Origin of the sequence: Streptomyces sp. NPDC088915, assembly GCF_044749825.1 — a bacterium.
Taxonomy (GTDB): Bacteria; Actinomycetota; Actinomycetes; order Streptomycetales; family Streptomycetaceae; genus Streptomyces.
The window spans coordinates 102,235-127,176 of record NZ_JBIVIR010000013.1 but is presented as its reverse complement, the minus strand read 5'-3'; the positions used below and the strand labels follow the sequence as shown (position 1 = coordinate 127,176).

The window sequence follows — 24,942 nt, the reverse complement described above, 5'->3', positions numbered from 1 at the left end:
TACCACCGTCCCGTCCGCCCGTACGGCGGCCGAAAAGGAAGGCACCCCTCCATGACCCGGGTCCTCGTGGTCGACGACGAGCCGCAGATCGTCCGCGCCCTGGTGATCAACCTCAAGGCGCGGAAGTACGAGGTCGACTCCGCCCCCGACGGCGCCACCGCCCTCCGCCTCGCCGCCGACCGGCACCCCGACGTCGTCGTCCTCGACCTCGGCCTGCCCGACATGGACGGCGTCGAGGTCATCAGGGGCCTGCGCGGCTGGACGCGGGTGCCGATCCTGGTCCTCTCGGCCCGCCAGACCTCCGACGAGAAGGTCGAGGCCCTCGACGCGGGCGCCGACGACTACGTCACCAAGCCCTTCGGCATGGACGAGCTGCTCGCCCGGCTGCGCGCCGCCGTGCGCCGCAACGAGCCGGTCGGCGTCCCCGAGGGCGGGGTCGCCCTCGTCGAGGCCGAGGCCTTCACCGTCGACCTGGCCGCGAAGAAGGTCCACCGCGACGGCCGGGACGTCCGGCTCACGCCCACCGAGTGGCACCTCCTCGAAGTCCTCGTCCGCAACGGCGGCCGCCTGGTCGGCCAGAAGCAGCTCCTCCAGGAGGTCTGGGGCCCCTCGTACGGCACCGAGACCAACTACCTCCGGGTGTACATGGCGCAGCTGCGCCGCAAGCTGGAGCGCGACCCGTCCCACCCGCGCCACTTCGTCACCGAACCGGGCATGGGGTACCGCTTCGAACGCTGAACCGGGCGCCGTACGGAGGGGCGCCCCGGGCCCCCTCCCGTGACGGTGGCGGCCGGTACGCTTTCTGTATGAGTGCTGCACCGCGTACAGAGAAGCCGGCCGGCAGGTTCCGCCGGATGCTCGACCGGCTCTCCTCCTCTCCCGAGGACCTGGAGTCCGAGGAGCTCCAGGAGGACGCCCAGGCGTCGGGGTGCACGCGTATCTCCGAGTGCTCCGACCGCCAGATAGTCAAGGTGACTGGTACCTTGCGCACGGTCACGCTGCGCCCCCGGGCCGGTGTGCCCGCCCTCGAGGCCGAGCTCTTCGACGGAACGGCCCCGCTCGACGTCGTCTGGCTCGGCCGCCGCTCCATCGTGGGCATCGAACCGGGCCGCAAGCTGATCGCCTCCGGCCGCGTCTCCATGAGCCACGGCCGGCGGGTCCTCTTCAACCCCAAATACGAGCTCCGACCGCTCGGACAGGAGTAGCCGGTGACGTCCCTCGACAAGCCGACCAGCACGGACCAGGACGCCCAGGACGCCCGCGCCTCGAAGGAGGTCACCGAGGCCGCGCTGTTCGAGGCGTTCGGCGGCCTGCGGGGCATGGTCGAGACGGTCCTGCCCGGCCTGCTCTTCGTCACGATCTTCACGATCGACAAGGACCTGAAGACCTCGGCGATCGCCGCGCTCGGCGTCTCGCTGGCCCTCGTCGCCGTCCGGCTGATCCGCCGCGACACCGTCAAGCACGCCTTCAGCGGCGTCTTCGGCGTCGCCTTCGGCGTGGTCTTCGCGATGATGACCGGCAACGCCAAGGACTTCTACCTGCCGGGCATGCTCTACACGCTCGGCCTCGCCCTCGCGTACCTCGTCACCGCCCTCGCCGGAGTCCCCCTGATCGGCCTGATCCTCGGCCCGGTCTTCAAGGAGAACCTCTCCTGGCGCACCCGCAACCCGGGCCGCAAGAAGGCGTACACGAAGGCGAGCCTGGCCTGGGGCCTGATCCTGCTCGGCAAGTGCGCGGTCCTCTTCCCGCTGTACTGGTGGGCCGACCCGACCCGGTTCGGCTGGGTCTCGGTCGCCCTGAAGATCCCGCCGTTCCTGCTCGCGGTCTACCTCACCTGGGTGTTCCTGGCGAAGGCCCCGCCGCCGATCGACGTCTTCGCCGAGATGGAGGCGGAGGAGCGCGCGGAGAAGGCCCGCGAGGAGGCCGCGGCGGCCGAGGGCCGGCCGGAGGCCTGAGGCCGCCCGCCCCCGGCGCGTACACCGCGTACACCGCGTACACGAAGAAGGGCCCGGACCTGGTCACCAGGTCCGGGCCCTTCCCCGTACGACATGCGACATGCGACGTACGGGACGCATCGTGCGACAACCGGCCGTCAGGGCGTCTCGCGGCGCACCTGGAGCAGGTCCTCCAGCTGTTCCTCGCGGGCCTGCGCGGCCACGAACAGCAGCTCGTCACCGGCCTCCAGGGTCTCCTCGGCGCTCGGTGTGAGCACCCGCGAACCGCGGATGATCGTCACCAGTGAGGTGTCCTGCGGCCAGTCCACGTCCCCGACCGAGATGCCGGCGACGGCCGACTCCGGCGGGAGCGTCAGCTCGACCAGGTTCGCGTCGCCGTGGCTGAAGCGCAGCAGCCGGACCAGGTCGCCGACGCTCACCGCCTCCTCCACCAGGGCCGACATCAGGCGCGGCGTCGAGACGGCCACGTCCACGCCCCAGGCCTCGTTGAACAGCCACTCGTTCTTCGGGTTGTTCACCCGGGCGACCACCCGCGGCACGCCGTACTCGGTCTTGGCGAGCAGCGAGACGACCAGGTTCACCTTGTCGTCGCCGGTCGCCGCGATCACCACGTTGCAGCGCTGGAGCGCCGCCTCGTCCAGAGAGGTGATCTCGCAGGCGTCGGCGAGCAGCCACTCCGCCTGCGGCACCCGCTCCACCGAGATGGCGGTCGGCGCCTTGTCGACGAGGAGGACCTCGTGCCCGTTCTCCAGGAGCTCGCCCGCGATGGAACGGCCCACCGCACCCGCGCCCGCAATGGCGACACGCATCAGTGACCACCCTCCTCGGGGCCCTCGGCGAAGGCCTCCTCGACCTTCGCGATCTCGTCCGTACGCATCATCACGTGCACCAGGTCACCCTCCTGGAGCACCGTCTGCGACGAGGGGATGACGGCCTCGCCGAGCCGGGTCAGGAACGCGACGCGCACGCCCGTCTCGTCCTGGAGCCGGCTGATCTTGTGGCCGATCCAGGCCGGCGAGGTGTGCACCTCGGCGAGCTGCACCCCACCGCTCGGGTCCGTCCACAGCGGCTCGGCGCCCGAGGGCAGCAGGCGCCGCAGCATCTGGTCGGCGGTCCAGCGGACCGTCGCGACCGTCGGGATGCCCAGGCGCTGGTAGACCTCGGCACGGCGGGGGTCGTAGATCCGCGCCGCCACGTTCTCGATGCCGAACATCTCGCGCGCGACCCGCGCCGCGATGATGTTCGAGTTGTCGCCGCTGCTCACCGCGGCGAAGGCACCGGCGTCCTCGATCCCGGCCTCGCGCAGCGTGTCCTGGTCGAACCCCACGCCCGTGACGCGCCGACCGCCGAAACCGGACCCCAGGCGGCGGAAAGCCGTCGGGTCCTGGTCCACGACCGCGACCGTGTGCCCCTGCTGTTCGAGGGTCTGCGCGAGAGCGGCTCCCACTCGCCCGCAGCCCATGATGACGATGTGCACGTCCCCTTACCCCGCACTCCTGATCGCCCTGCTGACCTGCGAAAACAACCTGCTCACAACTTTCCTCGCCCGCTCCGCCCGGGCCGCGGCGGGCGACGCCCTGCCGGGTCGCCCGCTCCGAGCTTAAGCGGCAACGCTGGCGGGGACCGCATCCGAGGTGGTACTCAGGGAGATTCCGTGCGGGTCGGGGGTGCCGGTGCGCGTGGCTCTTTTCGAACGCTTACGATCCTCTCCGTGTCCAAACTGACCGACGTGCCCAAACGGATCCTGATCGGGCGGGCCCTGCGCAGCGACAAGCTCGGCGAGACCCTCCTCTCGAAGCGGATCGCCCTCCCCGTCTTCGCCTCCGACCCGCTGTCCTCGGTGGCGTACGCGCCCGGCGAGGTCCTGCTCGTCCTCTCCGTAGCCGGTCTGTCGGCCTACCACTTCAGCCCCTGGATCGCGTTCGCGGTCGTCGTCCTGATGTTCACGGTCGTCGCCTCCTACCGGCAGAACGTGCACGCCTACCCGAGCGGCGGCGGCGACTACGAGGTGGCCACCACCAACCTCGGCCCGAAGGCCGGGCTCACCGTGGCGAGCGCCCTGCTCGTCGACTACGTCCTGACCGTCGCCGTCTCGATCTCCTCGGGCATCGAGAACCTCGGCTCGGCCGTCCCCTTCGTCGTCGAGCACAAGGTGGTCTCCGCGATCGCGGTCATCGTGCTGCTCACCCTGATGAACCTGCGGGGGGTGAAGGAGTCCGGCACCCTCTTCGCCATTCCGACGTACGTCTTCGTCGCCGGCGTCTTCCTGATGATCGCCTGGGGCGCGTACCGGGGCGTCGTCCTCGGCGACACGATGAGGGCCCCCACCGCCGACTTCGAGATCAAACCCGAGCACCAGGGCCTGGCCGGCTTCGCCCTCGTCTTCCTGCTGCTTCGCGCCTTCTCCTCCGGCTGCGCCGCCCTCACCGGCGTCGAGGCCATCTCCAACGGCGTCCCCGCCTTCCGCAAGCCCAAGTCGAAGAACGCCGCCACCACGCTGGCGCTCATGGGCGGCCTGGCCGTCACCATGTTCTGCGGCATCATCTTCCTGGCCATGGCCACCGACGTGCGGATGGCCGAGAAGCCCGCCCACGACCTGATCCACAACGGCGTCCCGGTCGGCCCGGACTACGTCCAGGACCCGGTCATCTCGCAGGTCGCGGCCGCCGTCTTCGGCGACGGGACGTTCTTCTTCGTCGTCCTGGCCGCCGCCACCGCGCTCGTCCTCTTCCTGGCCGCGAACACCGCGTACAACGGCTTCCCGCTCCTCGGCTCGATCCTCGCCCAGGACCGCTACCTGCCGCGCCAGCTCCACACCCGCGGCGACCGCCTCGCCTTCTCCAACGGCATCGTGCTCCTCGCCGGCGCCGCCATCCTCCTCGTCTGGCTCTACGGGGCCGACTCGACCCGGCTGATCCAGCTCTACATCGTCGGCGTCTTCGTCTCCTTCACCCTCAGCCAGATCGGCATGGTCCGGCACTGGAACCGGCACCTGAAGACCGAGCGGGAGCCCGCCCAGCGCCGCCACATGATCCGCTCCCGCGCGATCAACGCCTTCGGCGCCTTCTTCACCGGCCTCGTCCTGGTCGTCGTCCTGGCCACCAAGTTCACCCACGGCGCCTGGGTCGCCCTGCTCGGCATGGTGATCTTCTACGGAACGATGACCGCGATCCGCAGGCACTACGACTCGGTGGCCGCGGAGATCGCCGCCGCCGAGGAGCGGCCCGACGAGTACGTGCGCCCCTCCCGGGTCCGCTCCCTCGTCCTCGTCTCCAAGCTCCACAAGCCCACTCTGCGCGCCCTGGCCTACGCCAAGCTCATGCACGCGAGCGAGCTGGAGGCGCTGACCGTCAACGTCGACCCGGCCGAGACGAAGGCGCTCAAGGAGGAGTGGGAGCGGCGCGGCATCAACGTCCCGCTCAAGATCCTCGACTCGCCGTACCGCGAGATCACCCGCCCGGTGATCGAGTACGTGAAGAGCCTGCGCCGCGAGAGCCCGCGCGACGCCGTCTCCGTCTACATCCCCGAGTACGTCGTCGGCCACTGGTACGAGCACCTGCTGCACAACCAGAGCGCCCTGCGCCTCAAGGGCCGGCTCCTCTTCACGCCGGGCGTGATGGTGACCTCGGTCCCGTACCAGCTCCAGTCCTCCGAGGTCGCGCGCAAGCGGGCCAGGAAGCGCCAGGAGTGGAACGCGCCGGGCGCGGTCCGCCGGGGCCCGGTCGAGAAGGGCCACAAGGAACCGGCCGGAAAGAACAACTGAGAAACACCAACTAGACTGGTGGGCTGCCGTCCGAACGGCAGCCCACACCCCTTCCCCTTGGAGCTCCCCGCCATGCAGAACACGCCTGTCTCGTCGCTGGTCGGGGAGGAGTACGAGGTCGAGGTCGGCCCGGTCGCCCACGGAGGCCACTGCATCGCCCGTACGGAGGCCGGCCGGGTCCTCTTCGTCCGGCACGCCCTGCCGGGGGAGCGGGTCGTCGCCCGCGTCACCGAGGGCGAGGAGACCTCCCGCTTCCTGCGCGCCGACGCGGTCGAGATCCTGGACCCGTCCAAGGACCGGATCGAGGCCCCCTGCCCCTTCGCGGGCCCCGGCAGGTGCGGCGGCTGCGACTGGCAGCACGCCAAGCCGGGCGCGCAGCGCCGCCTGAAGGGCGAGGTGATCGCGGAGCAGCTCCAGCGGCTGGCCGGGCTCACCCCGGAGGAGGCCGGCTGGGACGGCACGGTCATGCCGGCCGAGGGCGACAAGCTGCCCGCCGGCGAGGTCCCGCAGTGGCGCACCCGCGTCCAGTACGCGATCGACCCCGAGGGCCGCGCGGGCCTGCGCAAGCACCGCTCCCACGACGTCGAGGTCATCGACCACTGCATGATCGCGGCGGAGGGCGTCTCGGAGCTGGGCGTCGAGAAGCGCACCTGGGAGGGCATGGCCTCGGTCGAGGCGATCGCGGCCTCGGGCTCGAACGACCGCCAGGTCATCCTGACCCCGCGCCCGGGCGCCCGGCTTCCGCTGGTGGAGCTCGACAAGCCGGTCTCGGTGATGCGGGTCGACGAGAAGGACGGCGGGGTCCACCGGGTCCACGGCCGCGCCTTCGTCCGCGAGCGCGCCGACGAGCGCACCCACCGGGTGGGCAGCGGCGGCTTCTGGCAGATCCACCCGAAGGCCGCCGACACCCTGATGAAGGCCGTCATGCAGGGCCTCCTGCCGCGCAAGGGCGACACCGCCCTGGACCTCTACTGCGGCGTCGGCCTCTTCGCGGGCGCCCTCGCCGACCGGGTCGGCGACCAGGGCGCGGTCCTCGGCATCGAGTCCGGCAAGCGCGCGGTGGAGGACGCCCGCCACAACCTGCAGCACTTCGACCGGGTCCGCATCGAACAGGGCAAGGTCGAAGCGGTCCTCCCGCGCACGGGCATCACCGAGGTCGACCTCATCGTCCTCGACCCCCCGCGCGCCGGCGCCGGCAAGCAGACCGTCCACCACCTCGCGGGCCTCGGCGCCCGCCGCATCGCCTACGTCGCCTGCGACCCGGCGGCCCTGGCCCGCGACCTGGGCTACTTCCGGGAGCGGGGGTACCGGGTGCGGACGCTGAGGGCGTTCGATCTGTTTCCGATGACGCACCATGTGGAGTGCGTGGCGATCCTTGAGCCCGCCGAAAAGGGCCGCTGACCTGGCGTTTCTCCGAGTGTGCGTTAGGGGCGTTACGTGCGTCAGGTGCGATATCTCGACGCATGTTCGAGGCATGCTCGACGCATGTGACGCACGTTTGACGCACGGACGACCCCCTGCCTGACGGGACGTCATGTGCGGTTAAAGGCTGCCATTCGGTGCACTCGCTGTTGTGGAGCCGGTTCTTGCGGTGGGGTGGCGTGGCGCCGTGCCACTTCCCGGGCCTCGAAGTGCCTGAGACGGTTGGCTTCGGCGTACTGGATGCCGGTTTCTTCCATGGCCGCTTCCCAGGGGACGTGCTTCTGACGCGCCGCTTTGATTTTGTCGAGACGTCTGCGTTCGGACCGGCGCCGGCGAGTGGCTCACCCTCGCCGACGAGTCCAGCCCCTGGCGATGCCCTCACCGCATATCTCCGCCCGGCAGCCCGGTAGGAGCAGTGAACCAGGGCCGACAGGCCGTTCCGATGTCGCTCTGCCCCATGGGCCGACGGCCTCAGGCCGTGACCCGTTCGGGGAGGAAGGGGCTCGGGATGCCGTGCCAGGAGACGCGCAAGGCGTCCCTTGCCCGCGTGCAGGCGACGAACAGCAGACTCAGTTCGCCCATGAGATCCTCCCGGTGCTGCTGGGGGTCGACCTCCTCCGGGGTGAGGGCGCTCTGCATCGGCACGACCGTGTCGCTCACGCCGGCGACGGCGACGCAGCGGAATTCGAGCCCCTTCATTCGATGCATGGTCCCGATCCGGACTCCGTCGCCGACCGCCGCCGACGCCCCCAGGACGAGCGAGGGAATCCCCGCCTGCTCCAAGGCCTGGGCGATGTCCTTGCCCAGCTGGACGTAGCGCACGGCGACACCGATCTCGTGCGGCGCGACCCCCGTCCCGATCCACTCCGAGATCCGGGTGACCAAGCCCGCGATCTCCTCCGGCTTGGTGGCTGCGCCTCCGAGTTCCGGCCTGGCGCCCCGGTACGCGGACCGGTAGCCGACGAGTGAGTCCTGCCCGCCGTCCATGTCGTCCACGCTCGCGTCCGCCAGGAGCCGGGTCGACCAGGTCAGGATCTCCTTCGTCGTGCGGTAGTTGATGCGCAGCCGGGTCGACCGGCCGGCCACCGAGATGCCGAGACCGCGCAAGGACACCCGGTTCCCGTAGATCCGTTGGTGGGTGTCGCCCGCGATGAAGAGGTCGTTCGGCCCCGGGGCGACCAGAGCGCGCAGCATGCGCCACTGGGCGGGGTGGAGATCCTGCGCCTCATCGATCACCACATGGCGGAAGGGGCGGTCCCCGCCTCGGTCCTGAAGGATGCGTGCGGCCTCCGCGCACACCTGGAGGAAGGTCCACTCGTCGGCCCGGCGCAGTTCCTGGGTGAACGCTTCGACGGCGCGCCATACCTGGGCCCGCTTGAGCGGGCTGAGCGCGGCTCCGCGTCCGGAGCGGGAAGCCTTCAGGTACGTCTCCGGCGACCGGAGGTCCTGGGCCAGGATGACGTGCCGCCATTCCTGGTCGAGGAAGACGTCGGGGAAATCGATCTCCAGCCTCTGGGCTGTCCGGCTCCAGCGGGTGAGGATCTCCTTCTGCGCGGCCACCAGCGCCAGCGGTGCGCCGCGGTCCTCCCGGACGATCTGGTTGGCCAAGGCGTCCACGTTGACGACCCGGATCTTCGCCCGCAGTGCGGGCTCGGGGATCAGCAGTTCGAGGTTGCTGCGCAGGTCGGCCGCGAGGTCGCGGGTGAAGGTGGTCAGGAGGATCGACTCGTCGGGTGCGTCCGCCGGCAGCTGCTGGGCGAGGTGCAGGGCGCGGTGCAGGGCGACCACAGTCTTCCCGGTGCCGGGGCCGCCGGTGACGCGTGCCGGACCCGTGTACGAGGAACGGTAGGCGAGTTTGCGCTGGCTGGGGTGGAGGAAGATCCGCCAGGCGTCGAAGGGCCGGGACAGGATGTCCGTCAACTCGTCGGGGCCGGAGACGAGCGCGATGCGCCCCTGGGACCGTGCCATGGCCGCGGAGAACTCGTCCTGCTCGACCGGGGCCGCGGACGGCTCGGTCCGTGGCGCCCGGGCCTCGCGCGGGGCCGCGGAGCGCTGCTCCAGCTGTACGGCGACGACCTCGCGCCACACGTCCTCCGGTGTCATGCCCGCCGCAAGCCCGGCCAGTACGTCGTACTGCTGCTCGGGCAGGACCTTGTGCAAGGCGTCGAGATGGGCCTCGGTGCCGAGATGCCGGACCAGGGGAAGCAGATCGGCGTCGATGCCCAGCTTGATCAGGTCCTTGTCGGCGACCTCTCCGAACAGCTGCCCGGTTTTATCGGCGGCACCGGGCCGGTCGCCCGGAAGGGCGTCGATGCCCGCCGTCACGCGTTCCAGAGCGACGTCGTCACGCAACTCGATGCCGTGTGTGGCCGAGTTGACGGTCGCCCGGTGCTTGACCGCCCAGGCGATGGCGTCGTCGTGAGGCATGACCTTGAGCAGGAGGAAGCTGTCCCCCACCTCCGGGGCCAGCACCACACCGCGCATGAACTGGTTGATGCGGATGGTCCGGATGCGCGGGTCGCGGGACTTCTCCAGCTTCTCCAGGTGCAGGCCCGCGTGCCGGTGCTCCCGGAACTTGTCGAAGACCTCGTGCACACGTTTCTGGACAGGCTTCTCCAACTTGGCGAATTCCAGAAGGAAGTCCTTGTGGATTCCCAGTGTCGCCATGGCGCGCCCCCGGTCGTACAGTCGTCGATTCTGCTGATCACCGTACCCGGGTACGGCACAATGGCGGGCCGACGGGCAAGAGTCGGCGAGGGGATGGGCGTGCACGCTCAGGAGACGACGTTCAGCAAGCTGGTCCACGGCGAGACGCAGTTCCAGGTTCCGCTGTACCAGCGCACCTACACCTGGCAACGTGACGAGCTGCGGCAGTTGTGGGACGACGTGCTGGAACTCGTCGAGGACAAGCTGGAGGACAGGGAGCCGGCGGCTCACTTCCTCGGGTCGGTGGTGCTCGCCCCCGAGCGGGTCGCGGCGGGTGGGATGCAGCGCTGGCTCGTCGTGGACGGTCAGCAGCGGCTGACCACGCTGATGCTCGCCTTCACCGCCCTGCGGGACCGCCACCGGGCCCGGGGGCGGGAGAAGAAGGCGGCTCGCATTCACGACCTCATCCTGGTCAACGGTTACCAGGACGGGAACGACCACTACCGTCTCCTGCCGACGCAGGCCGACCGTGAGGCGTTCGTCGCCTGTGTGGAATCGCTCCCCACCGCCGGCGGTCCCGGCAACATCGGTGGCGCGTACCGGTTCTTCCTGGCGGCTCTGACCGAGGGCGAGGAGCGCATCGGCGAGGAATGGACCGGCGCCGTGGAGTCCGTGCTCAGGAACTTCCTCTCCATCGTCTCGATCACCGCCGCCGAGGGCGACAACGTGTACCGGATCTTCGAGTCCATCAACAACACGGGTGTCGGCCTCAGCCAGAGCGATCTGCTGCGCAACTACCTCTTCATGTGCCTCCCCAAGCGCGGCGAGGCCGTCTACCGGACCTTGTGGCTGCCGATGCAGGAGCTGCTCGGTCCGGCCAGGCTGGAGCTGCTCGTCTGGCTCGACCTGGTCGTCGACGGTGACAACCGGGCCAAGCAGAGCGAGATCTACCGGGACCAGAAGAGGCGTCTCGAGCCGATCAGTTCGGACGAGGACGCACTGGAGGCGGAGGTCTCGCGGCTGTACGTGCGGGCCGGTCGCCTCATGCGGATCGTCGAGCCGTCGCGGGAGAGCGACCCCGGTCTGCGCGAGGTCCTGGAGCGGCTCGCCCGCTGGGGCGGCCAGACCCACTACCCGCTCGCGCTCCAGCTGCTCGACCGGCTGGACCAGGGGGACTGCGACCCCAAGGAGGCGACCGCGGCTCTCGCGTACGCCGAGAGTTACATGGTGCGTCGTCTATTCGCCGGCAACTCCACCACGGGCAACAACCGCACCTTCATGGAACTGCCCAAGGAGGTGGAGAAGGAGCTGGAGAACGGGCGCTCGCTCGCGGACGCGGTGCGACGCGCCCTGTCCGCCAAGACGGGGACACGGGTCTGGCCCTCCGACGCGGTGACGCGGGAGTCGATCCGCAGCCGCCCCTTCTACAAGTCGGGGCGTTCGCACCAGCGCTTCGAGATCCTGCGCCGCTTCGAGGAGAGCTACGCCGCCAGCGAGCCCGTCGACTACGGCAAGGCGAAGCTCACCGTGGAGCACGTGCTGCCGCAGCACCCCGCCCAGCAGTGGTTCGACCTCCTCGCGGAGGAGGCAGGGGAGACCGAGAGCCCGGAGGAGCTGCACACCCAGCTGGTCCATACCCTCGGCAACCTCACGCTCTCCGGCGACAACACCCGCCTCTCCAACCATCCCTTCCACCGCAAGCAGCAGATCCTCGACTCCAGCGCCCTGCGCATGAACCAGCGCATCGCGGCCCAGGAGCGCTGGGGGAGGGCGGAGATCCTCGCGCGCGCCGAGGAGATGAGCGACCGGGCCGTGGAGCTGTGGCCCGGTCCCATCGACGGGGTGGTCCACGCGGACGCCGAGTGGGTCGGCTGGGGAGAGCTCCGTCAGGCACTGATGAACATGCCGGCAGGTACGTGGACGACGTACGGCGACCTCGCCGCCCTCATCGGCACCCATGCCGTCGCGGTCGGCAACCACATCAGCACCCGTCCCGCGCTGCACGGGGCCTATCGCGTGCTGATGGCCGACGGCAAGATCTCGCCCGGTTTCCGCTGGTCCGAGGGACAGGAGGACGGGCCCGATCCGCGGAGCGTTCTGGAGTCCGAGGGCGTTCCGTTCGACGAGTGGGGGCGCGCTCGCCGGGCCCATCGACTCACGGCAGGGGACCTGGCCGCTCTGGTGGGCAAGGACGACTTCGAGGACGAGACGCCGCCTCGAACCGATGAGGGGGCAGGAGACTCCGGGGGCGTTGGCGACGGGGAGACCGCGGCGGTGCGCTTCGAGAGGCTGTTGCGCGACAACCAGACGCCCGGCACGGCGGAGGGAGTGCTCGCGAGCCTGCGGTTCTGGGAGGAGCAGGGCGGCTCCCTCGACTACGGGAAGAAGAGCGAGACCAGCTGCTTCCCGATGCTGTCCCTGGGCGGCGCTCGCGCCCGATCACTCTGGCCCCTGGCCCTGTATCCGGTGACCGGCACCGCCGAGGTGGTCTTCCAGCACCTGAAGCGCCGGCCGCCCTTCGACGACGAGATGCCGCGGCGCGAGCTGATGGCACGACTGAACGAGGTGGAGGGCGTCGACCTCGCGGAGGCGAAGCTGGACCTGCGTCCCTCGTTCCCGCTGGAGGTCTTCGCCGACCACGGTGAGGAGCTGCGCGGCGTCCTGGAGTGGTTCGTCCACACGGTCGCGCTCGCGGAGGCCCGCCGACCCGTCGATGACGCTCCCGACGGTCCCGCGTGAACCCGCCCGACGGGACCTGACACAGTCGAGGGCCCTGGCCGGATCTGCCTTTAACGGAAGATCACTGCTCGGTTACTCTGCCGGGCAGTGATCGGTGTCACTCCGGGCGTGGGCGCGTGGCGGGTGGCCTGCGACCGGAGCGCGGGGGCGGATGGAGCACAACAACCACCAGGGCTGGTACGGGGAGACCTTCGTGGCCGCCATCGCCGCCGCGGCGGGTTTCCAGGTGGCCGTGCCCTATCCGGACATCGGCAAGGACATGATCCTCGGGCGGGATCACGAGGATCCCGAGCTCGACGTCCAGATCGCCCTTCAGGTGAAGACCCGGAGGATCGGCGAAATCACGCTCACCGGATCCGGGGTCTGTATCACTCTGCCGATCGACCAGTTCAAGCGCCTGCGGGGGCGTCGGCAGGTGCCCTGCTACCTGGTGATCGTCCTGGTACCGAGAGACCCCGCCGACTACATCAGTGTGAGCGTGCCCGAGTTGACCCTGAAGCACTCGGCGTACTGGGTCTCGCTGGAAGACCGCCCGCTCCCGATTCAGCAGGGACAGAAGAGTGTCACCGTCACTGTCCCGAGGGAGAATCTGCTTACGGTCGACGCACTGCACGAGTTCTTCCACAGGGCGTGCGAGGAGGTGCCCGCACCATGACGGCAGTAGGGGTGCCCGAGCGTGAGTTGGAGCGGCTGCGGCCGCGCGACGTGGAGCGGTATCTGTACCAGAGAGGCTGGCGCCCGGGCGGCCGTGTCCGCTACAGCGCCCGCTGGGAACGAGAGTGGGACGGCCGGCCCTGGCGCGTACTGCTTCCCCTGGACCGCGAGCTCGCCGACTACGCGGACCGCATGGCCGATCTGATTGGCGTGCTCGCCGAGCTGGAGGGGCGGCCCCCGGCCGCCGTCCACCAGGACCTGACCCTGTCCGGCCTCGACGTGCAGTACATCCGGACCATGCCGCGCACACCGTCGGGCACCATTCCGGTACAGGCCGCGGTGCTCGCGGTCACCAGTGCGCGGGACCTGCTGATGGCGGCCGCGTGCGACACCGTCCTGGACGGACCGCGCCTGGTCCATCCGCGGCGCAAGCCCCAGCGGGCCAAGGACTTCGTCGACAGCGCCCGATTCGGCCCGTCGGCGCCGGGAAGCTACGTCTTCCAGGTCCAGGTGCCGCTGCCGGAGGCGGCGGCGTCGCAGGGACACCTCTTCGAGGACGAGCCCGAGTGGGACATGGCGCCGGAGCCGTTCGCCCGTAAGGTCTCGCGCCGGATGTACGGGGCGGTGTCGGCCGCGCGCTGGGCAGTGGGGCTCGCCGACAGCCGAGACGACTCCGCCCCGTTCGCGGCGGGCGCCCGCGTCGGCATCTCGGCGGACCTCTGCGAGGCCCTCGCCGGCATGGGCGGTCACGATGGGCGGGACTCTCCGGCGCTCCACGGCTTCTCCCTTTCGTTCGCCTGGTCTCCTGCCTGGCCGGCTCCCGCCGACACCCACCCCGTGTCGTTCTCCCCGAGAGACGTCCAGGTCCTGCGTGAGGGCGCACAGGACCTCCGCCGCCAGGAGCCCGAGCGCGGCGTGACGATCGTGGGCCGGACCACGAAGCTCAAGCGCGCCGCCGACATCGGTCCCGGCGACGTGACCGTCGTGGCCCGGCTGATGCGGGAGAACGGCGACCTCGTCGGTCAGGAACGGCAGATCCACATACACCTCACGGAAGCCGAGTACGACCGCGCCACCGACGCCCACCGGGACCGGCGGGACCTTCGGATCGAGGGCGATCTGACACGGCGCGGCAACTACCACGAGCTGACCCGGATCACCGGCTTCGACGTGCTGTGACAACACCGGTACGCCGGGTGTCCGGCCGTGCCGGAGTGGGCCCGGTGGGCCGCCGCCCACGTGTTTGAATGGCTGTGTTTGACGTGTTCGCCCAGGCCGGGGCGGTAAGAGGAGTGCGGAGAGCGATGACGACGCCGACCACCGACCTGGCGGGTGTGGCACAGCGGGCGGTCCGCCGCAGCGCCGAGGCCGGCGACGAGCGGGCGGTCCCCGAGATCGGCGACCTCGTCGAGGTCCGGGGCCTGCGCTGGGTCGTGGCCGAGGTCGACCGGGGCGGGGCGGACACGGGCGGGACCGGCAGGCCCGGCGCGGGCTCGCTCGTGACCCTCAACAGCGTCGAGGAGGGCCGCTACAACGACACCCTCTCCGTCATCTGGGAGGTCGAGCCGGGGCGGCGAAGGCTGCCCGCCGGCTCCCTCCCCGACGTCTCGGCCGGCAAGTTCGACCCGCCGGAGCGTCTCGCCGCCTTCCTCGACGCCGTCCGCTGGTCGGCGGTCACCTCGGCGGACGTGCGGACGCTTCAGGCGCCCTTCCGGTCCGGCGTCGCCATCGAGCCCTACCAGCTCGAACCGGTGTCCCGGGCTGTCGCGGCGCCCCGCGTGAACCTGCTCCTCGCCGACGACGTCGGCCTCGGCAAGACGATCGAGGCCGGCCTCGTCGCCCTTGAGCTGATGCTCCGCAACCGGGCCCACAAGATCATGATCGTCTGCCCGGCCGGTCTCACCGTGAAGTGGCGGGACGAGATGGCCGAGAAGTTCGGCCTGGACTTCACGGTCATCGACTCCGAGCGCAGCGCCGAGGTCCGCCGCACCCACGGAAGCGCCGCCAACCCCTTCAACATCTACCCGCTGTCGATCGTCAGCCTCCCCTGGCTGCGCGGCGCCAAGGCCCAGCGCCTGCTCTCCGAGGTCCTGCCCGCCCAGGACTCCGACACCGCCGTACCCGCCAAGCGCCCCTTCGACCTGCTGATCCTTGACGAGGCGCACCACGTGGCCCCCTCCGCGCCCAAGCAGCTGTACCCCGTCGACTCGCAGCAGACCAAGCTGATCCGCCGTCTCGCCCCGTACTTCGAGCACCGGCTCTTCCTGTCCGCCACCCCGCACAACGGCTACCAGGAGTCGTACACCGCCCTCCTCGAGATCATCGACGGCCAGCGCTTCGCCCGGGGCGTCGAGCCCGACCCGGAAGCGGTCAAGGACACGGTCGTCCGCCGCCTCAAGGACGACATCCGCGACCCGGAGACCGGCGAACGCCGCTTCCTGAAGCGCGGGACCAAGGCGCTGCCCGTCGACTACACCGAGGACGAGCGGCGCATCCATCAGCTCCTCAAGGAGTACGCCGCGCTGCGCCGCGCCAAGCTCGGCACCCGCTTCAAGGGCGGACGCAAGGCCGCCGACCTCGTCACCCTGCTCCTGAAGAAGCGCCTCTTCTCCTCCCCGGACGCCTTCGCCCGCACCATCGAGGTCTACCTGGAGACCCTGCGGACCAGGAAGCAGGAGGCGGCCGAGGAGATCGAGGACTGGCAGGAGACCTTCTTCGACGACTACGCGGACTACGACGACGAGCCCCTGGCGGACGCCGAGGACGACGCCATCGCCCGCGCGACCACCCTCCAGCCCGGCACCGACGGCGACGAGGCGGGCCTCCTGGAGCAGATGCGGGAGTGGGCCGTCCGCCACCAGGCCCAGGCCGATTCCAAGGCCCGCGAACTGATCGGCTACCTCAAGGCACAGTGCCTGACCGCCGACGGCGGGCACTGGCTCAACGAGCGCGTGGTCGTCTTCACCGAGTACCGCGACACCCAGATCTGGCTCCAGAACCTCCTCCGCGACCACGGCCTCGGCGGCGACCGCGTCGCCCTCCTCCACGGCGGCATGAACGCCGAGGAACGCGAGCGGCTCCGCCTCGCCTTCCAGGCCGAGCCCACGGAGAACGACGTCCGCATCCTGCTGGCCACCGACGCCGCCGGCGAAGGCATCGACCTCCAGCGGCACTGCCACCGCCTGGTCAACTACGACATCCCCTTCAACCCCAACAAGCTGGAGCAGCGGATCGGCCGCATCGACCGCTACGGCCAGACCGCCGCGCCGCAGATCGTGCACTTCGTCGGCAGCGGCTTCGACAAGACCCTCGACACCTACGACGCCGACCTCGAATTCCTCGCTCGCGTCGCCACCAAGGTCGCCCGCATGGAAGAGGACCTGGGCAAGGTCAACGCCGTCCTCGCCGAGGCCGTCCAGCGGCGGATGACCGGCGACCTCGGCGCCGACTTCGACGTCGACCGGGCCGAGATGTACGCGAACAGGAAGGCCCGGCGCGGCGGCAACGTCGTCGCCGAGCGCGACGCCCAGGCCCAGGCCCAGCGCCTCAAGGAGCAGGTCGAGGCCACGGTCGACACGCTCGGCATCACCCCGGGCAGGGTGGCCCGGGTCGTCTCCACCGCCCTCCCGCTCGCCCGCCAGCACGACATCCGCCCGGTCCCCGACGAGCGGGGCCGTGCGGACGGCTTCTACGAGGTCCCCACGCTCACCAGCTCCTGGGAGCGCGCCACGCAGGGCCTGGCGGACAAACTGCGCCCCGAGATCCAGCGCCCCATCACCTTCGACGCGGCCTCGGCGAAGGGTCGCGACGACGTGGTCCTCGCCCACCTCGGCCACCCCCTGGTCTCCATGTCCACGCGCCTGCTGCGCGCCGCCGTGTGGAACAAGAACCAGGCCGGCCTCGCCCGGGTCGCCGCTGTCGTCAGCGACCACCCCGAGCTGGAGACCACCCTCGTCGGCGCGTTCGCCCGCTTCGTCCTCGTCGGCGCGGACGGCATCCGCCTCCACGAGGAGGTGCTCCAGGCCGGCGGCTGGCTCCGCGAGGAGGCCGGAGCCCCGGCCCGCTTCAGCCGCCTGGAGAAGGTCACCACGGTCCGCGAGATCCTCGACGACGCCCTCACCGACTCCACCCAGGCCTCCCCGCTGCTCCGCGACCGGCTCACCGCGGCCTGGCCCCACGTGGGCGAGGGCCTCGTCTCCTCGCTGGAGTGGCGCGCCCGCAACCGCCAGACCGCCCTGGAGAGCCGACTGGAGAACCGCCGCCGCGACGAGGCGGAGCGGATCTCCGCCCAGATCGACCGCTTCCGCGACTCCCTGCGAGCCGCCATCGGCAGGACGGACACCGAGGAGGGCCAGCTGGAGCTGGAGTTCGAGGAGGCCGAGCAGCAGCGCCGCGACCGCGAGAACTGGGAGCGGCGCGTCCACGCCCTGGAGAGCGAGAAGGAGCGCGAACTCGCCTCCGTCGCCGCGCGTTACGCGGACCCCAAGCCGCTCCTCTTCCCCGTCGCCGTCGTCTTCGTCGTTCCCCGCCGGGAGGCCGTCAAGTGAGCACCAACCGTACGAACGGCGCCGGCGGCCGGGGCCGCGCCCGCGGCGGAGCCTTCCGCCCTGCGGCTCCCGACGGCAAGCAGCAGCACCTCGGCTGGCTCAGCCTGGTCGACGTGTCCGGCCCCTTCCTCACGCTGCCCGTCCTTCTCAAGGCCTGGCCGCAGCTCGACGCGATCGACAAGCCCCTGCGGACGAGCCTCCGCTACGAACACGGCGTCTGGCTCTCCGACCCGGTGGCCGGCCAGGAGGCGTGGACCGCCTTCGTCCTCGGCGAACTCCTCGGCTGGGGGGACGCGTTGCGGACGGGCGAGAGCCTGACCGAGCCCCTCGCCGTCGACATCCCGGAACACGACGGCGAGCGGGTGGCCCCCACCTTCGCCCTCCTGGAGCCCGGCAGCACGGCCACCGACACGGCCTCCCTGGTCGCCGACTGCGCGATCCTCGGCCTGTCCGTCCCCGCCGGCCAGCACCCCGCCAAGCGCGTTCCCACCTCCACCTGGTCGGCCACCCCCATCGACCGTATGGCCCACCTCTGCCGCCACCACGGCATCGAGCTCGGCCTCGTCACCGACGGCCGCTGGTGGGCCCTGGTGTGGGCGCCGCGCGGCGGCGTCACCACCTCCGCCGTCTTCGACACCGTCGACTGGCCCGCACCCGCCGAACGCGTGGTCGTCCGCGCCTTCCGTTCGCTCCTCAGCCGCCGCCGCTTCTTCTCCGTCGAGGACGACGAGATGCTGCTGCCGCTCCTCCGCGAGTCCCTGGACAGCCAGGAAGACGTCACCGACGCCCTCGGCGTCCAGGTCCGCCAGGCCGTCGAACTCCTCGTCGAGGCCATCGGCCGCGCCGACATCAACGAACGCGCCGAAGGCCGCCGCGGACTCGCCGAGGTCCCCGCCCACGACGTCTACCGGGGCGCCGTCGCCATCATGATGCGCGTCGTCTTCCTCCTCTTCGCCGAGGAACGCGGTCTCCTCCCCAGCGACAACGAGCTGTACGTCCAGTCCTATTCGGCCGGCCGGCTCAGCAAGGACCTCGAGGACCGTGCCGCCGAGACCACCGAGGAGGACCTGGAGCTCTCCTGGGCCGGTTGGCACCGGCTCATCGCCCTCTTCAACGCGGTCTACGGCGGGGTCGACCACCCGTCGCTGCCGATGCACGCCTACGACGGCTCGATCTTCGACCCCAACGCCTTCCCCTGGCTCGAAGGCCGCGGCACGGGCGCCGACGACCCCACGGACCCGCTCCCGATCGACGATCGGACCGTGCTCCACATGCTCCAGTCCGTCCAGTACGTCTCGATCGGGACGGGTAAGAAGCGCGAGCGCCGCCGCCTCACCTTCCGCACCCTGGACGTCGAGCAGATCGGCTACGTGTACGAGGGCCTGCTCTCCTACCAGGGCCGACGCGCCGAGGACACGATCGTGGGCCTGGCGGGCAAGCCGGGTCTGGAGGCGGAAGTCCTCCTGACCCGCCTCGAGTTGTTGGCCCGCACGCACGGGGACGGCCTGGGCGCGGCTTTGGCGGACGAGTACAACAAGACGACCGGTCTGGGCGCGGCGGCCAAGGTGACCAAGGCGCTGGCCCCTTTGGACGAGCCGGCACTTGGCGAGGCCCGGCGCAAGCTCCTCGCCGCGACCGGCGGCGACGCGGAGCTCACCGAGCGGCTGCTCCCCTTCCAGGGCATCATCCGCCCGGACCTGCGCGGCCTCCCGGTCGTGATTCAGTCCGGAGCCTTGTACGTGACGGAGTCCTCGCTCCGCAAGAACACGGGCACGCACTACACCCCGAAGACCCTGGCCCAGCAGGTCGCGGACGGGGCGCTGGAGCCGCTCATCTACGAGTACGGCCCGCTGCAGACGGCGGACAGGACCCAGTGGCGCCCGAAGCCGTCGAGCGAGCTGCTGAAGCTGAAGGTCGCGGACATCGCGATGGGCTCGGCGGCGTTCCTGGTGGCGGCGTGCCGCTACCTGGCGAACGCGCTGGTGGAAGCCTGGAGCCGCGAGGGTGACGCGCGGGCCGCCGCCTACCTGGAGGCGGCGGAGTCGCTGTCCGCCTCGGCGGTGGACGCGGAGGCGGACCCGGTGATGGTGGAGGCGCGGCGGCAGGTCATAGAGCACTGCCTGTACGGCGTCGACATCAACCCGATGGCCGTGGAGATGGCGAAGCTGTCGCTGTGGCTGGTCTCGATGGACCGGGAGCGCCCGTTCACGTTCCTGGACGACAGGCTGGTGGCGGGAGACTCGCTGCTGGGCGTCACATCCGTGGACCAGTTGGAGGCGATGCACCTGGACCCGGTGAGGGGGCGGAAGCTCCACGGGGACGGCATCGACTTCACGGGCGGCGTACGGCGGGTGGTGACGGAGGTCGCCGACGAGCGCCGCAAGCTGGCGGGCATCCCGGGGATGGGCCTGGAACAGCTGGTGGAGAAGCGCGCGATTCTGGCGTCTGTGAGGGAGAAGACCCGGCAGGCGAGCGTGTACGCGGATCTGGTGGTGGGCGCGGCGCTCGCGAGCGCGGGGCGCGGAGAGAAGGAGCAGGACCGCCTGTCGTTCGAGGCGGTGACCGCTGCGCACAACGTGGCGGACGCGCCGGAGGGTGACGCCGAGGCGGAGGAGCTGGGGGCTGCGGAGCGGCTGGCGCGGGGGTGGCTGGCTACGGGGCAACCGGAGGGCGCGTTCGACCGGGAGCCGGTGCACTTGCCGCTGGTGTTCCCGGAGGTGTGGGAGGAGCGGGGCGGGTTCGACGCGGTGGTGGGGAATCCGCCGTTCCTGGGTGGCAAGAAACTGACTGGGTCATTCGGGTCAGCCTATCGTGAGCATCTGGTTGGAGCGTTGGGAAATGATGCCCGAGGGAATGCCGACTTGGTGGCTTACTTCCTTCTGCGGGCGCATGTAATGTTGAATCAGGGTGGGCAAACCGGACTGATTGCTACGAACACGCTTGCGCAGGGTGACACGAGAGAGGTGGGGCTTGACCAGCTGGTTGCGGATGGGGTCGAGATCCGGCAGTCCGTGAAGAGCGCTCCGTGGCCTTCGCGAAGCGCGATGCTCGAGTACTGCGCGGTCTGGACGACTAGGGCTGAGATGGCTGAGGAGGTCTCGCGCTTTGCTGACGGAGTTTCGGTGGCCGGGATCACTCCGTCTTTGGAGGCCGCTTCCCGTGTAATCGGCTTTCCGGAACGCCTGGCCGAGAACCGGGCGATTTGCTTCCAAGGCGCTGTGATTCTTGGGGTTGGATTCACTATGGAACCGGAGGCTGCCCGGTTCCTGATCTCTGAGGATCCGCGATACGCCAACGTTTTGTTCCCGTATCTCAACGGACAGGACCTCAACTCAAGGCCGGACAGTTCGGCGAGTCGCTGGGTTATTGACTTCCATAACTGGCCGGAGGATGAAGCCAAGCAGTATGGCGTGGCCTATGAACAGGTTCGTCGGCTTGTGAAGCCTGATCGTGACCGCAGCAATCGAAAAGTCTACCGTGAGCGCTGGTGGCAGTTTGCTGAGCGAGGGCCGGCTCGATTGGAGGCTGTGAGTGGGCTCCGAAGAGTGCTTGCTATTGCCCTGGTGAGCAAGGTTGCGATGCCGGTCATGGCGCCGACAGGGCAGGTCTTCTCGCATATGCTTGGTGTATTCGCTTCGGATGACCCCGCGTTGCTGGCTCTGCTGAGCAGTGCCCCGCACTACTGGTGGTCTATCAGTCGCGGATCCACGATGAAGGGCGACCTCCGCTACACGCCCTCCGATGTGTTCGAGACCTTCGTGCGCCCCGAACTCACCCCCGCCCTCCGCGAGCTGGGTGACCAGCTCGACACCCGCCGTTGCGAGATCATGCTTCATCGCGGTGGGCTCACCGCCACCTACAACCTCGTCCACGACGAGACCTGCACCGACCCCGACATCGCCGAACTCCGCGAGATCCACCGCGCCATCGACGAAGAAGTTGCCCGCGCCTACGGATGGGACGACCTCCTCACCCAGCCCGGCGGGCTCGACCACGGTTTCCACGACACACGCCAGGGCCCCCGCTACACCGTCGGCCCCGTCGTCCGTCAGGAAATCCTCGACCGGCTCCTCGAAGAGAACCAGCGTCGCTACGCGGCCGAAGTCGCGGCCGGCCTGCATGACAAGAAGGGCGCCAAGAAGAAGGCGGCGGCCCCCGTCAAGCGGAAGCCGAAGCCTCCTGCCGAGGAACCGCCGAGCCTGTTCTGACCCGCAGAAGAAGGGTGGCGGCGTTCCAGGACGCCGCCGTCCCACCCTCACCCCGCACGCCCCCGCAACACCGACGCCAGCCGCCTCGCCACATCCGGCCGGCACCGCCCGAGGTCCACGAGCACGGGCCCGTACGCGCTGGCCAGGGACACGGCGTCCAGCCCCAGGGACGGCAGTAGCACGTCCACCTCCGTCAGCGCCTGCCGCAGTTCGTCCCGCGCGGCCCTCGCGTCCGCGATCGCTTCAACAGTCGTCCCCTGACTCGCCGTTCCCATAGTCCGCGCACCTTCCTCGTCGTCCGTGACTTCCCGTGACGATCATGGATGCGTATGGCTACGGCCACTAGGGGTAACGGTTTTCGGAACCACAGAGCGAAAACGGGGGACCGCCAGTGTCCGCACCGAAGGAACTCGACCCATCGGCCTCCCTCGCGGCCCTCTACGGCGCGAAGTTGCGCAAACTCCGATTGTGAGCCGGGCTCACCCAGCGCCAGTTAGGTGCCGAGGTCCCCATCACGCACAGCCGGATCGCTCAGTTCGAACTGGGCAACAAGGTCCCGCCGGAGGATGTGGACGCCAAGCTGGACAAGATCCTGGGTGCCGACGGTGACCTGACGGACCTATGGGGCCACATCCATCGGACGCCGTTCCCTGATTGGGTCAGTAAGTGCATGGCGCTGGAGCGCAAAGCGATCAAGAGGCTCAAGTACATGGCGCAGGCCGTGCCCGGCCTGTGGCAGACGGAGGCATACGCGCGCGCTCTGCTCCATACCAGCTGCCCCCGTGACACGGACGAGGAGATCGAGAAGCTCGTCATCGCGCGCATCGATCGGCAAGACATCATGCGTCGGAGTAGCCCACCGCTGTTCTGGTGCATCCTGGACTAGGCGGTTCTCCGACGCCCTGTGGGCTCCCCTGGCGTCATGTACGAGCAGCTTGCGTCGCTCATGAGCCTCGCGCGGTCACCGCATACGGTTCTTCAAGTGCTGCCGTTCAGCGCGGGGGAACATCCCGTCATAGGCGGCTCATTGACACTGCTCGGCTTCGGAAAAGGGCCGGATGTGGCGTACACGCAGAGCCCGCACTCCCGTGAACTCGTCGGGGGCCAGAACGAAGTGGCCGAATACGCACTCGCTTACGATCTGCTGCAAGCGAAGGCCCTCGCCCCCGAGTCGTCGCTGGATGTGAGCTGTTCCGTCATGGAGGAGTACTAAGCATGGCCGCACGCCGCGACCTGAGCGGCGCCGCGTGGCGCAAGAGCACCTACAGCAACGGGCAGGGCGGCGACTGCGTAGAGATCGCTGACAACATCCCCCCACATCGTCCCCGTCCGCGACAGCAAGAACCCCGTCGGTCCTGCCCTCCTCATTCCCGCCCCCGCCTGGGCTGCCTTCGTCGAGGCGATCAAGCACGCTTGATCCCCCACCGGGACGCGCTCCCGCGCGTCCCGGTCGCCCGCGTCACCCAAAGAAAGAGAACCGGGTGAGAACCTACCCAACCAATCCCCTTCCTCACTCGAACGGGTGACGGGTCGTCCGGAAACCGGACAGGTGCGGTACGGTCGGCCCCAACATAACCCCATACACGCATTCGGCCCCCGGCAGGACGGCAATCCTGACGAGGGCCTGACCGATCAGGAAGCGAGACCTTCCCGATGGCTGACCCGCAGTCTAACGCGGTCACATCCGCGTACCCCAAGCTCCCCGCCGACGCCCCGCCCTCCGGCGTGATCCACATCCGGCACCGCCACACCGAGCGCTTCACGGTCGTCGGCAACCACCTCGCCCAGCACGCCGAGCTCTCCGCCGCCGCGATCGGCATCGCCGTCTACATCCAGTCGCTCCCGGACGGCGTCTCCGTGACCGCCAAAGCCCTGGCGCTCCACTTCAGCGAAGGCGAGACGACCATCCGCCGGGCCCTGAACGAACTGGAGCGCGCCGGATACATCGCCCGCCCCCGCATCCCCCTCGGCAGCGGCAGGTTCGCCACCCGCACGCTCGCGTACGACAAGCCCGGCTGCGTACCGGAGCCGAGGCCGAAACCGGCCCCCGCGCAGGCTCCCGCGCCTGCCTCCGCCCCTGTGGCCCCACCCGCACCGAGCGATCCCCAGGCGCAGCCCCAGCCCTCGGCCCGTCCAGAGCCGCCGCAACCTCCCACCGGCCCCGCCGCCGACCTCCTCGCCCGCCTCCGCCTCGCCGACCCCCGGCTGCTGCTCTCCGCCGGAGACGTCCAGCGCCTCGCGCCCGCCGTCGAGACCTGGCTCTCCCGCGCCGCGACGCCCGCCCAGATCACTCGGACCCTGACCGCGAACCTTCCGCCCGGGCCCGTACCGATCCACCACCCGGCCCGGTTCCTGGAGTTCCGGCTCGGCCATCTCCTCCCGCCGCCCCTGCCCGCGGAGGAGCCACGGCCGTCCGGCCCCGCGCCCCTCGTCACCTGCGACGGCTGTGAGCGGGCCTTCCGCAGCCACGACCCGGACGCCTCCTGCGGGGACTGTCGAGAGGCCGCCGCGTGAATCAGGCCCTGTCCACGACCGCCAGGTGATGGCGCAGCTCGTCGGCCACTCGCTCCGCATCGCCCGCACCCGGCAGGCGCCAGTCCGTCTCGATGCCCTGGTCCACGGCCGCCTCGCTGCTGAAGCGGATCAGATCGGGAGCGGGCAGGTGGTCGTCCCGCAGCCAGATCAGGAAGGGCGCGGCCTCACCGGCCGTCGTGTCGGCCAGCACCACGCAGTCCCGCCCGTGGACGGTGGCCGTGCCGTCGTACTCGGCGCCGTCGTCGGTGGCGGCCCAGAAGGAGAGGTACGGCTCGCCCTGATGGGTGTGGTCCTGACGGACCTTGTAGCGGGCCTCGGTGAACGACTGCCGCAGCGCTTCGCCCAGACCGGCGAGGTCCAGGGACCAGGCGTGCGGCTGCCGTTCCGGCGCGTAGAAGAGAAAGGTGGTCCGGTCGTCGTCATCGTGCGCCACGGGCAGGTCCTTAGGGGAGGGGGCGGTATGGGGAAACGGG

Annotated in this window: 15 protein-coding genes and 2 pseudogenes; 13 read left to right on the top strand and 4 right to left on the bottom strand. The window is 70.1% G+C overall.

The features are described 5' to 3' along the window. Positions 1-51 precede the first annotated feature (51 nt). The 3 genes from ACIP5O_RS23485 (at position 52) to ACIP5O_RS23475 (ending at position 1,955) form a co-directional block, all read left to right on the top strand. Complete coding sequence (locus ACIP5O_RS23485) at positions 52-738, top strand: response regulator (protein ID WP_356549223.1); 687 nt, start codon at positions 52-54, stop codon at positions 736-738. 68 nt (positions 739-806) lie between these two features. Next, entirely contained in the window at positions 807-1,205 is a 399-nt protein-coding gene (locus ACIP5O_RS23480; protein WP_356549224.1) for an OB-fold nucleic acid binding domain-containing protein, read from the top strand. 3 nt (positions 1,206-1,208) lie between these two features. Continuing rightward, complete coding sequence (locus tag ACIP5O_RS23475) at positions 1,209-1,955, top strand: DUF3159 domain-containing protein (RefSeq protein WP_401296371.1); 747 nt, start codon at positions 1,209-1,211, stop codon at positions 1,953-1,955. A 137-nt stretch (positions 1,956-2,092) separates the two neighbouring features. Here ACIP5O_RS23475 and ACIP5O_RS23470 read toward each other — a convergent pair whose 3' ends face one another. Beyond that, positions 2,093-2,764 carry a potassium channel family protein gene (locus tag ACIP5O_RS23470; protein WP_401296369.1) on the bottom strand — a complete coding sequence of 224 codons (672 nt, stop codon included), beginning with the start codon at positions 2,762-2,764 and terminating at the stop codon, positions 2,093-2,095. Then, positions 2,764-3,432, bottom strand: coding sequence for a TrkA family potassium uptake protein (locus tag ACIP5O_RS23465; RefSeq protein ID WP_030211255.1), 669 nt, complete (start codon positions 3,430-3,432; stop codon positions 2,764-2,766). Before ACIP5O_RS23465 ends, ACIP5O_RS23470 begins: the two co-directional genes overlap by 1 nt. A 234-nt stretch (positions 3,433-3,666) precedes the next feature. On the opposite strand from ACIP5O_RS23465, the gene ACIP5O_RS23460 reads away from it, so the two are divergent. Then, positions 3,667-5,718: an APC family permease gene (locus tag ACIP5O_RS23460; protein ID WP_401296368.1), complete on the top strand. Its 2,052-nt coding sequence runs from the start codon at positions 3,667-3,669 to the stop codon at positions 5,716-5,718. A gap of 72 nt (positions 5,719-5,790) precedes the next feature. Continuing rightward, entirely contained in the window at positions 5,791-7,119 is a 1,329-nt protein-coding gene (locus ACIP5O_RS23455; RefSeq protein ID WP_401296366.1) for a class I SAM-dependent RNA methyltransferase, read from the top strand. Positions 7,120-7,611: 492 nt separating this feature from the next. Here ACIP5O_RS23455 and ACIP5O_RS23450 read toward each other — a convergent pair whose 3' ends face one another. After that, a complete protein-coding gene (locus ACIP5O_RS23450) occupies positions 7,612-9,807 on the bottom strand; it encodes a UvrD-helicase domain-containing protein (protein ID WP_401296364.1) in 2,196 nt (731 codons plus the stop codon). Between the two features lie 93 nt (positions 9,808-9,900). On the opposite strand from ACIP5O_RS23450, the gene ACIP5O_RS23445 reads away from it, so the two are divergent. The 8 genes and pseudogenes from ACIP5O_RS23445 to ACIP5O_RS23410 all read left to right on the top strand — a co-directional run bounded on the left by ACIP5O_RS23445 (position 9,901) and on the right by ACIP5O_RS23410 (position 24,448). Next, positions 9,901-12,525: a DUF262 domain-containing protein gene (locus ACIP5O_RS23445; RefSeq protein WP_401296362.1), complete on the top strand. Its 2,625-nt coding sequence runs from the start codon at positions 9,901-9,903 to the stop codon at positions 12,523-12,525. Between the two features lie 151 nt (positions 12,526-12,676). Then, positions 12,677-13,180 (top strand): DUF4365 domain-containing protein, encoded by a 504-nt coding sequence (locus ACIP5O_RS23440; RefSeq protein WP_401296360.1) that lies wholly within the window; start codon positions 12,677-12,679, stop codon positions 13,178-13,180. Next, entirely contained in the window at positions 13,177-14,358 is a 1,182-nt protein-coding gene (locus ACIP5O_RS23435; protein ID WP_401296358.1) for a hypothetical protein, read from the top strand. The genes ACIP5O_RS23440 and ACIP5O_RS23435 overlap by 4 nt, the downstream gene beginning before the upstream one ends. Before the next feature lie 125 nt (positions 14,359-14,483). Continuing rightward, on the top strand, positions 14,484-17,726 hold the full coding sequence (gene drmD / locus ACIP5O_RS23430) for a DISARM system SNF2-like helicase DrmD (RefSeq protein ID WP_401296356.1): 3,243 nt from the start codon (positions 14,484-14,486) through the stop codon (positions 17,724-17,726). After that, positions 17,723-21,934 carry an Eco57I restriction-modification methylase domain-containing protein gene (locus ACIP5O_RS23425; protein WP_401296354.1) on the top strand — a complete coding sequence of 1,404 codons (4,212 nt, stop codon included), beginning with the start codon at positions 17,723-17,725 and terminating at the stop codon, positions 21,932-21,934. The genes drmD and ACIP5O_RS23425 overlap by 4 nt, the downstream gene beginning before the upstream one ends. 511 nt (positions 21,935-22,445) lie before the next feature. Continuing rightward, positions 22,446-23,147, top strand: a pseudogene (locus ACIP5O_RS23420) (DUF5753 domain-containing protein). A 2-nt stretch (positions 23,148-23,149) separates the two neighbouring features. Beyond that, a pseudogene (locus ACIP5O_RS23415) lies at positions 23,150-23,351 on the top strand (DUF397 domain-containing protein). 236 nt (positions 23,352-23,587) lie between these two features. Beyond that, entirely contained in the window at positions 23,588-24,448 is an 861-nt protein-coding gene (locus tag ACIP5O_RS23410) for a helix-turn-helix domain-containing protein (protein ID WP_401296352.1), read from the top strand. Between the two features lies 1 nt (position 24,449). On the opposite strand, the gene ACIP5O_RS23405 is transcribed toward ACIP5O_RS23410, so the two are convergent. Next, the gene (locus tag ACIP5O_RS23405; protein WP_401296350.1) at positions 24,450-24,902 is read right to left on the bottom strand and encodes a hypothetical protein; all 453 of its coding nucleotides are present in this window, start codon (positions 24,900-24,902) and stop codon (positions 24,450-24,452) included. Between the last annotated feature and the right edge of the window lie 40 nt (positions 24,903-24,942).

Bases quoted from the DNA above. Each gene is read 5' to 3' on its own strand.
- drmD (WP_401296356.1), top strand. From the start codon at position 14,484: ATGACGACGCCGACCACCGACCTGGCGGGTGTGGCACAGCGGGCGGTC.
- ACIP5O_RS23450 (WP_401296364.1), bottom strand. From the start codon at position 9,807: ATGGCGACACTGGGAATCCACAAGGACTTCCTTCTGGAATTCGCCAAG.
- ACIP5O_RS23470 (WP_401296369.1), bottom strand. From the start codon at position 2,764: ATGCGTGTCGCCATTGCGGGCGCGGGTGCGGTGGGCCGTTCCATCGCG.
- ACIP5O_RS23435 (WP_401296358.1), top strand. From the start codon at position 13,177: ATGACGGCAGTAGGGGTGCCCGAGCGTGAGTTGGAGCGGCTGCGGCCG.
- ACIP5O_RS23480 (WP_356549224.1), top strand. From the start codon at position 807: ATGAGTGCTGCACCGCGTACAGAGAAGCCGGCCGGCAGGTTCCGCCGG.
- ACIP5O_RS23445 (WP_401296362.1), top strand. From the start codon at position 9,901: ATGGGCGTGCACGCTCAGGAGACGACGTTCAGCAAGCTGGTCCACGGC.
- ACIP5O_RS23485 (WP_356549223.1), top strand. From the start codon at position 52: ATGACCCGGGTCCTCGTGGTCGACGACGAGCCGCAGATCGTCCGCGCC.
- ACIP5O_RS23455 (WP_401296366.1), top strand. From the start codon at position 5,791: ATGCAGAACACGCCTGTCTCGTCGCTGGTCGGGGAGGAGTACGAGGTC.
- ACIP5O_RS23440 (WP_401296360.1), top strand. From the start codon at position 12,677: ATGGAGCACAACAACCACCAGGGCTGGTACGGGGAGACCTTCGTGGCC.
- ACIP5O_RS23410 (WP_401296352.1), top strand. From the start codon at position 23,588: ATGGCTGACCCGCAGTCTAACGCGGTCACATCCGCGTACCCCAAGCTC.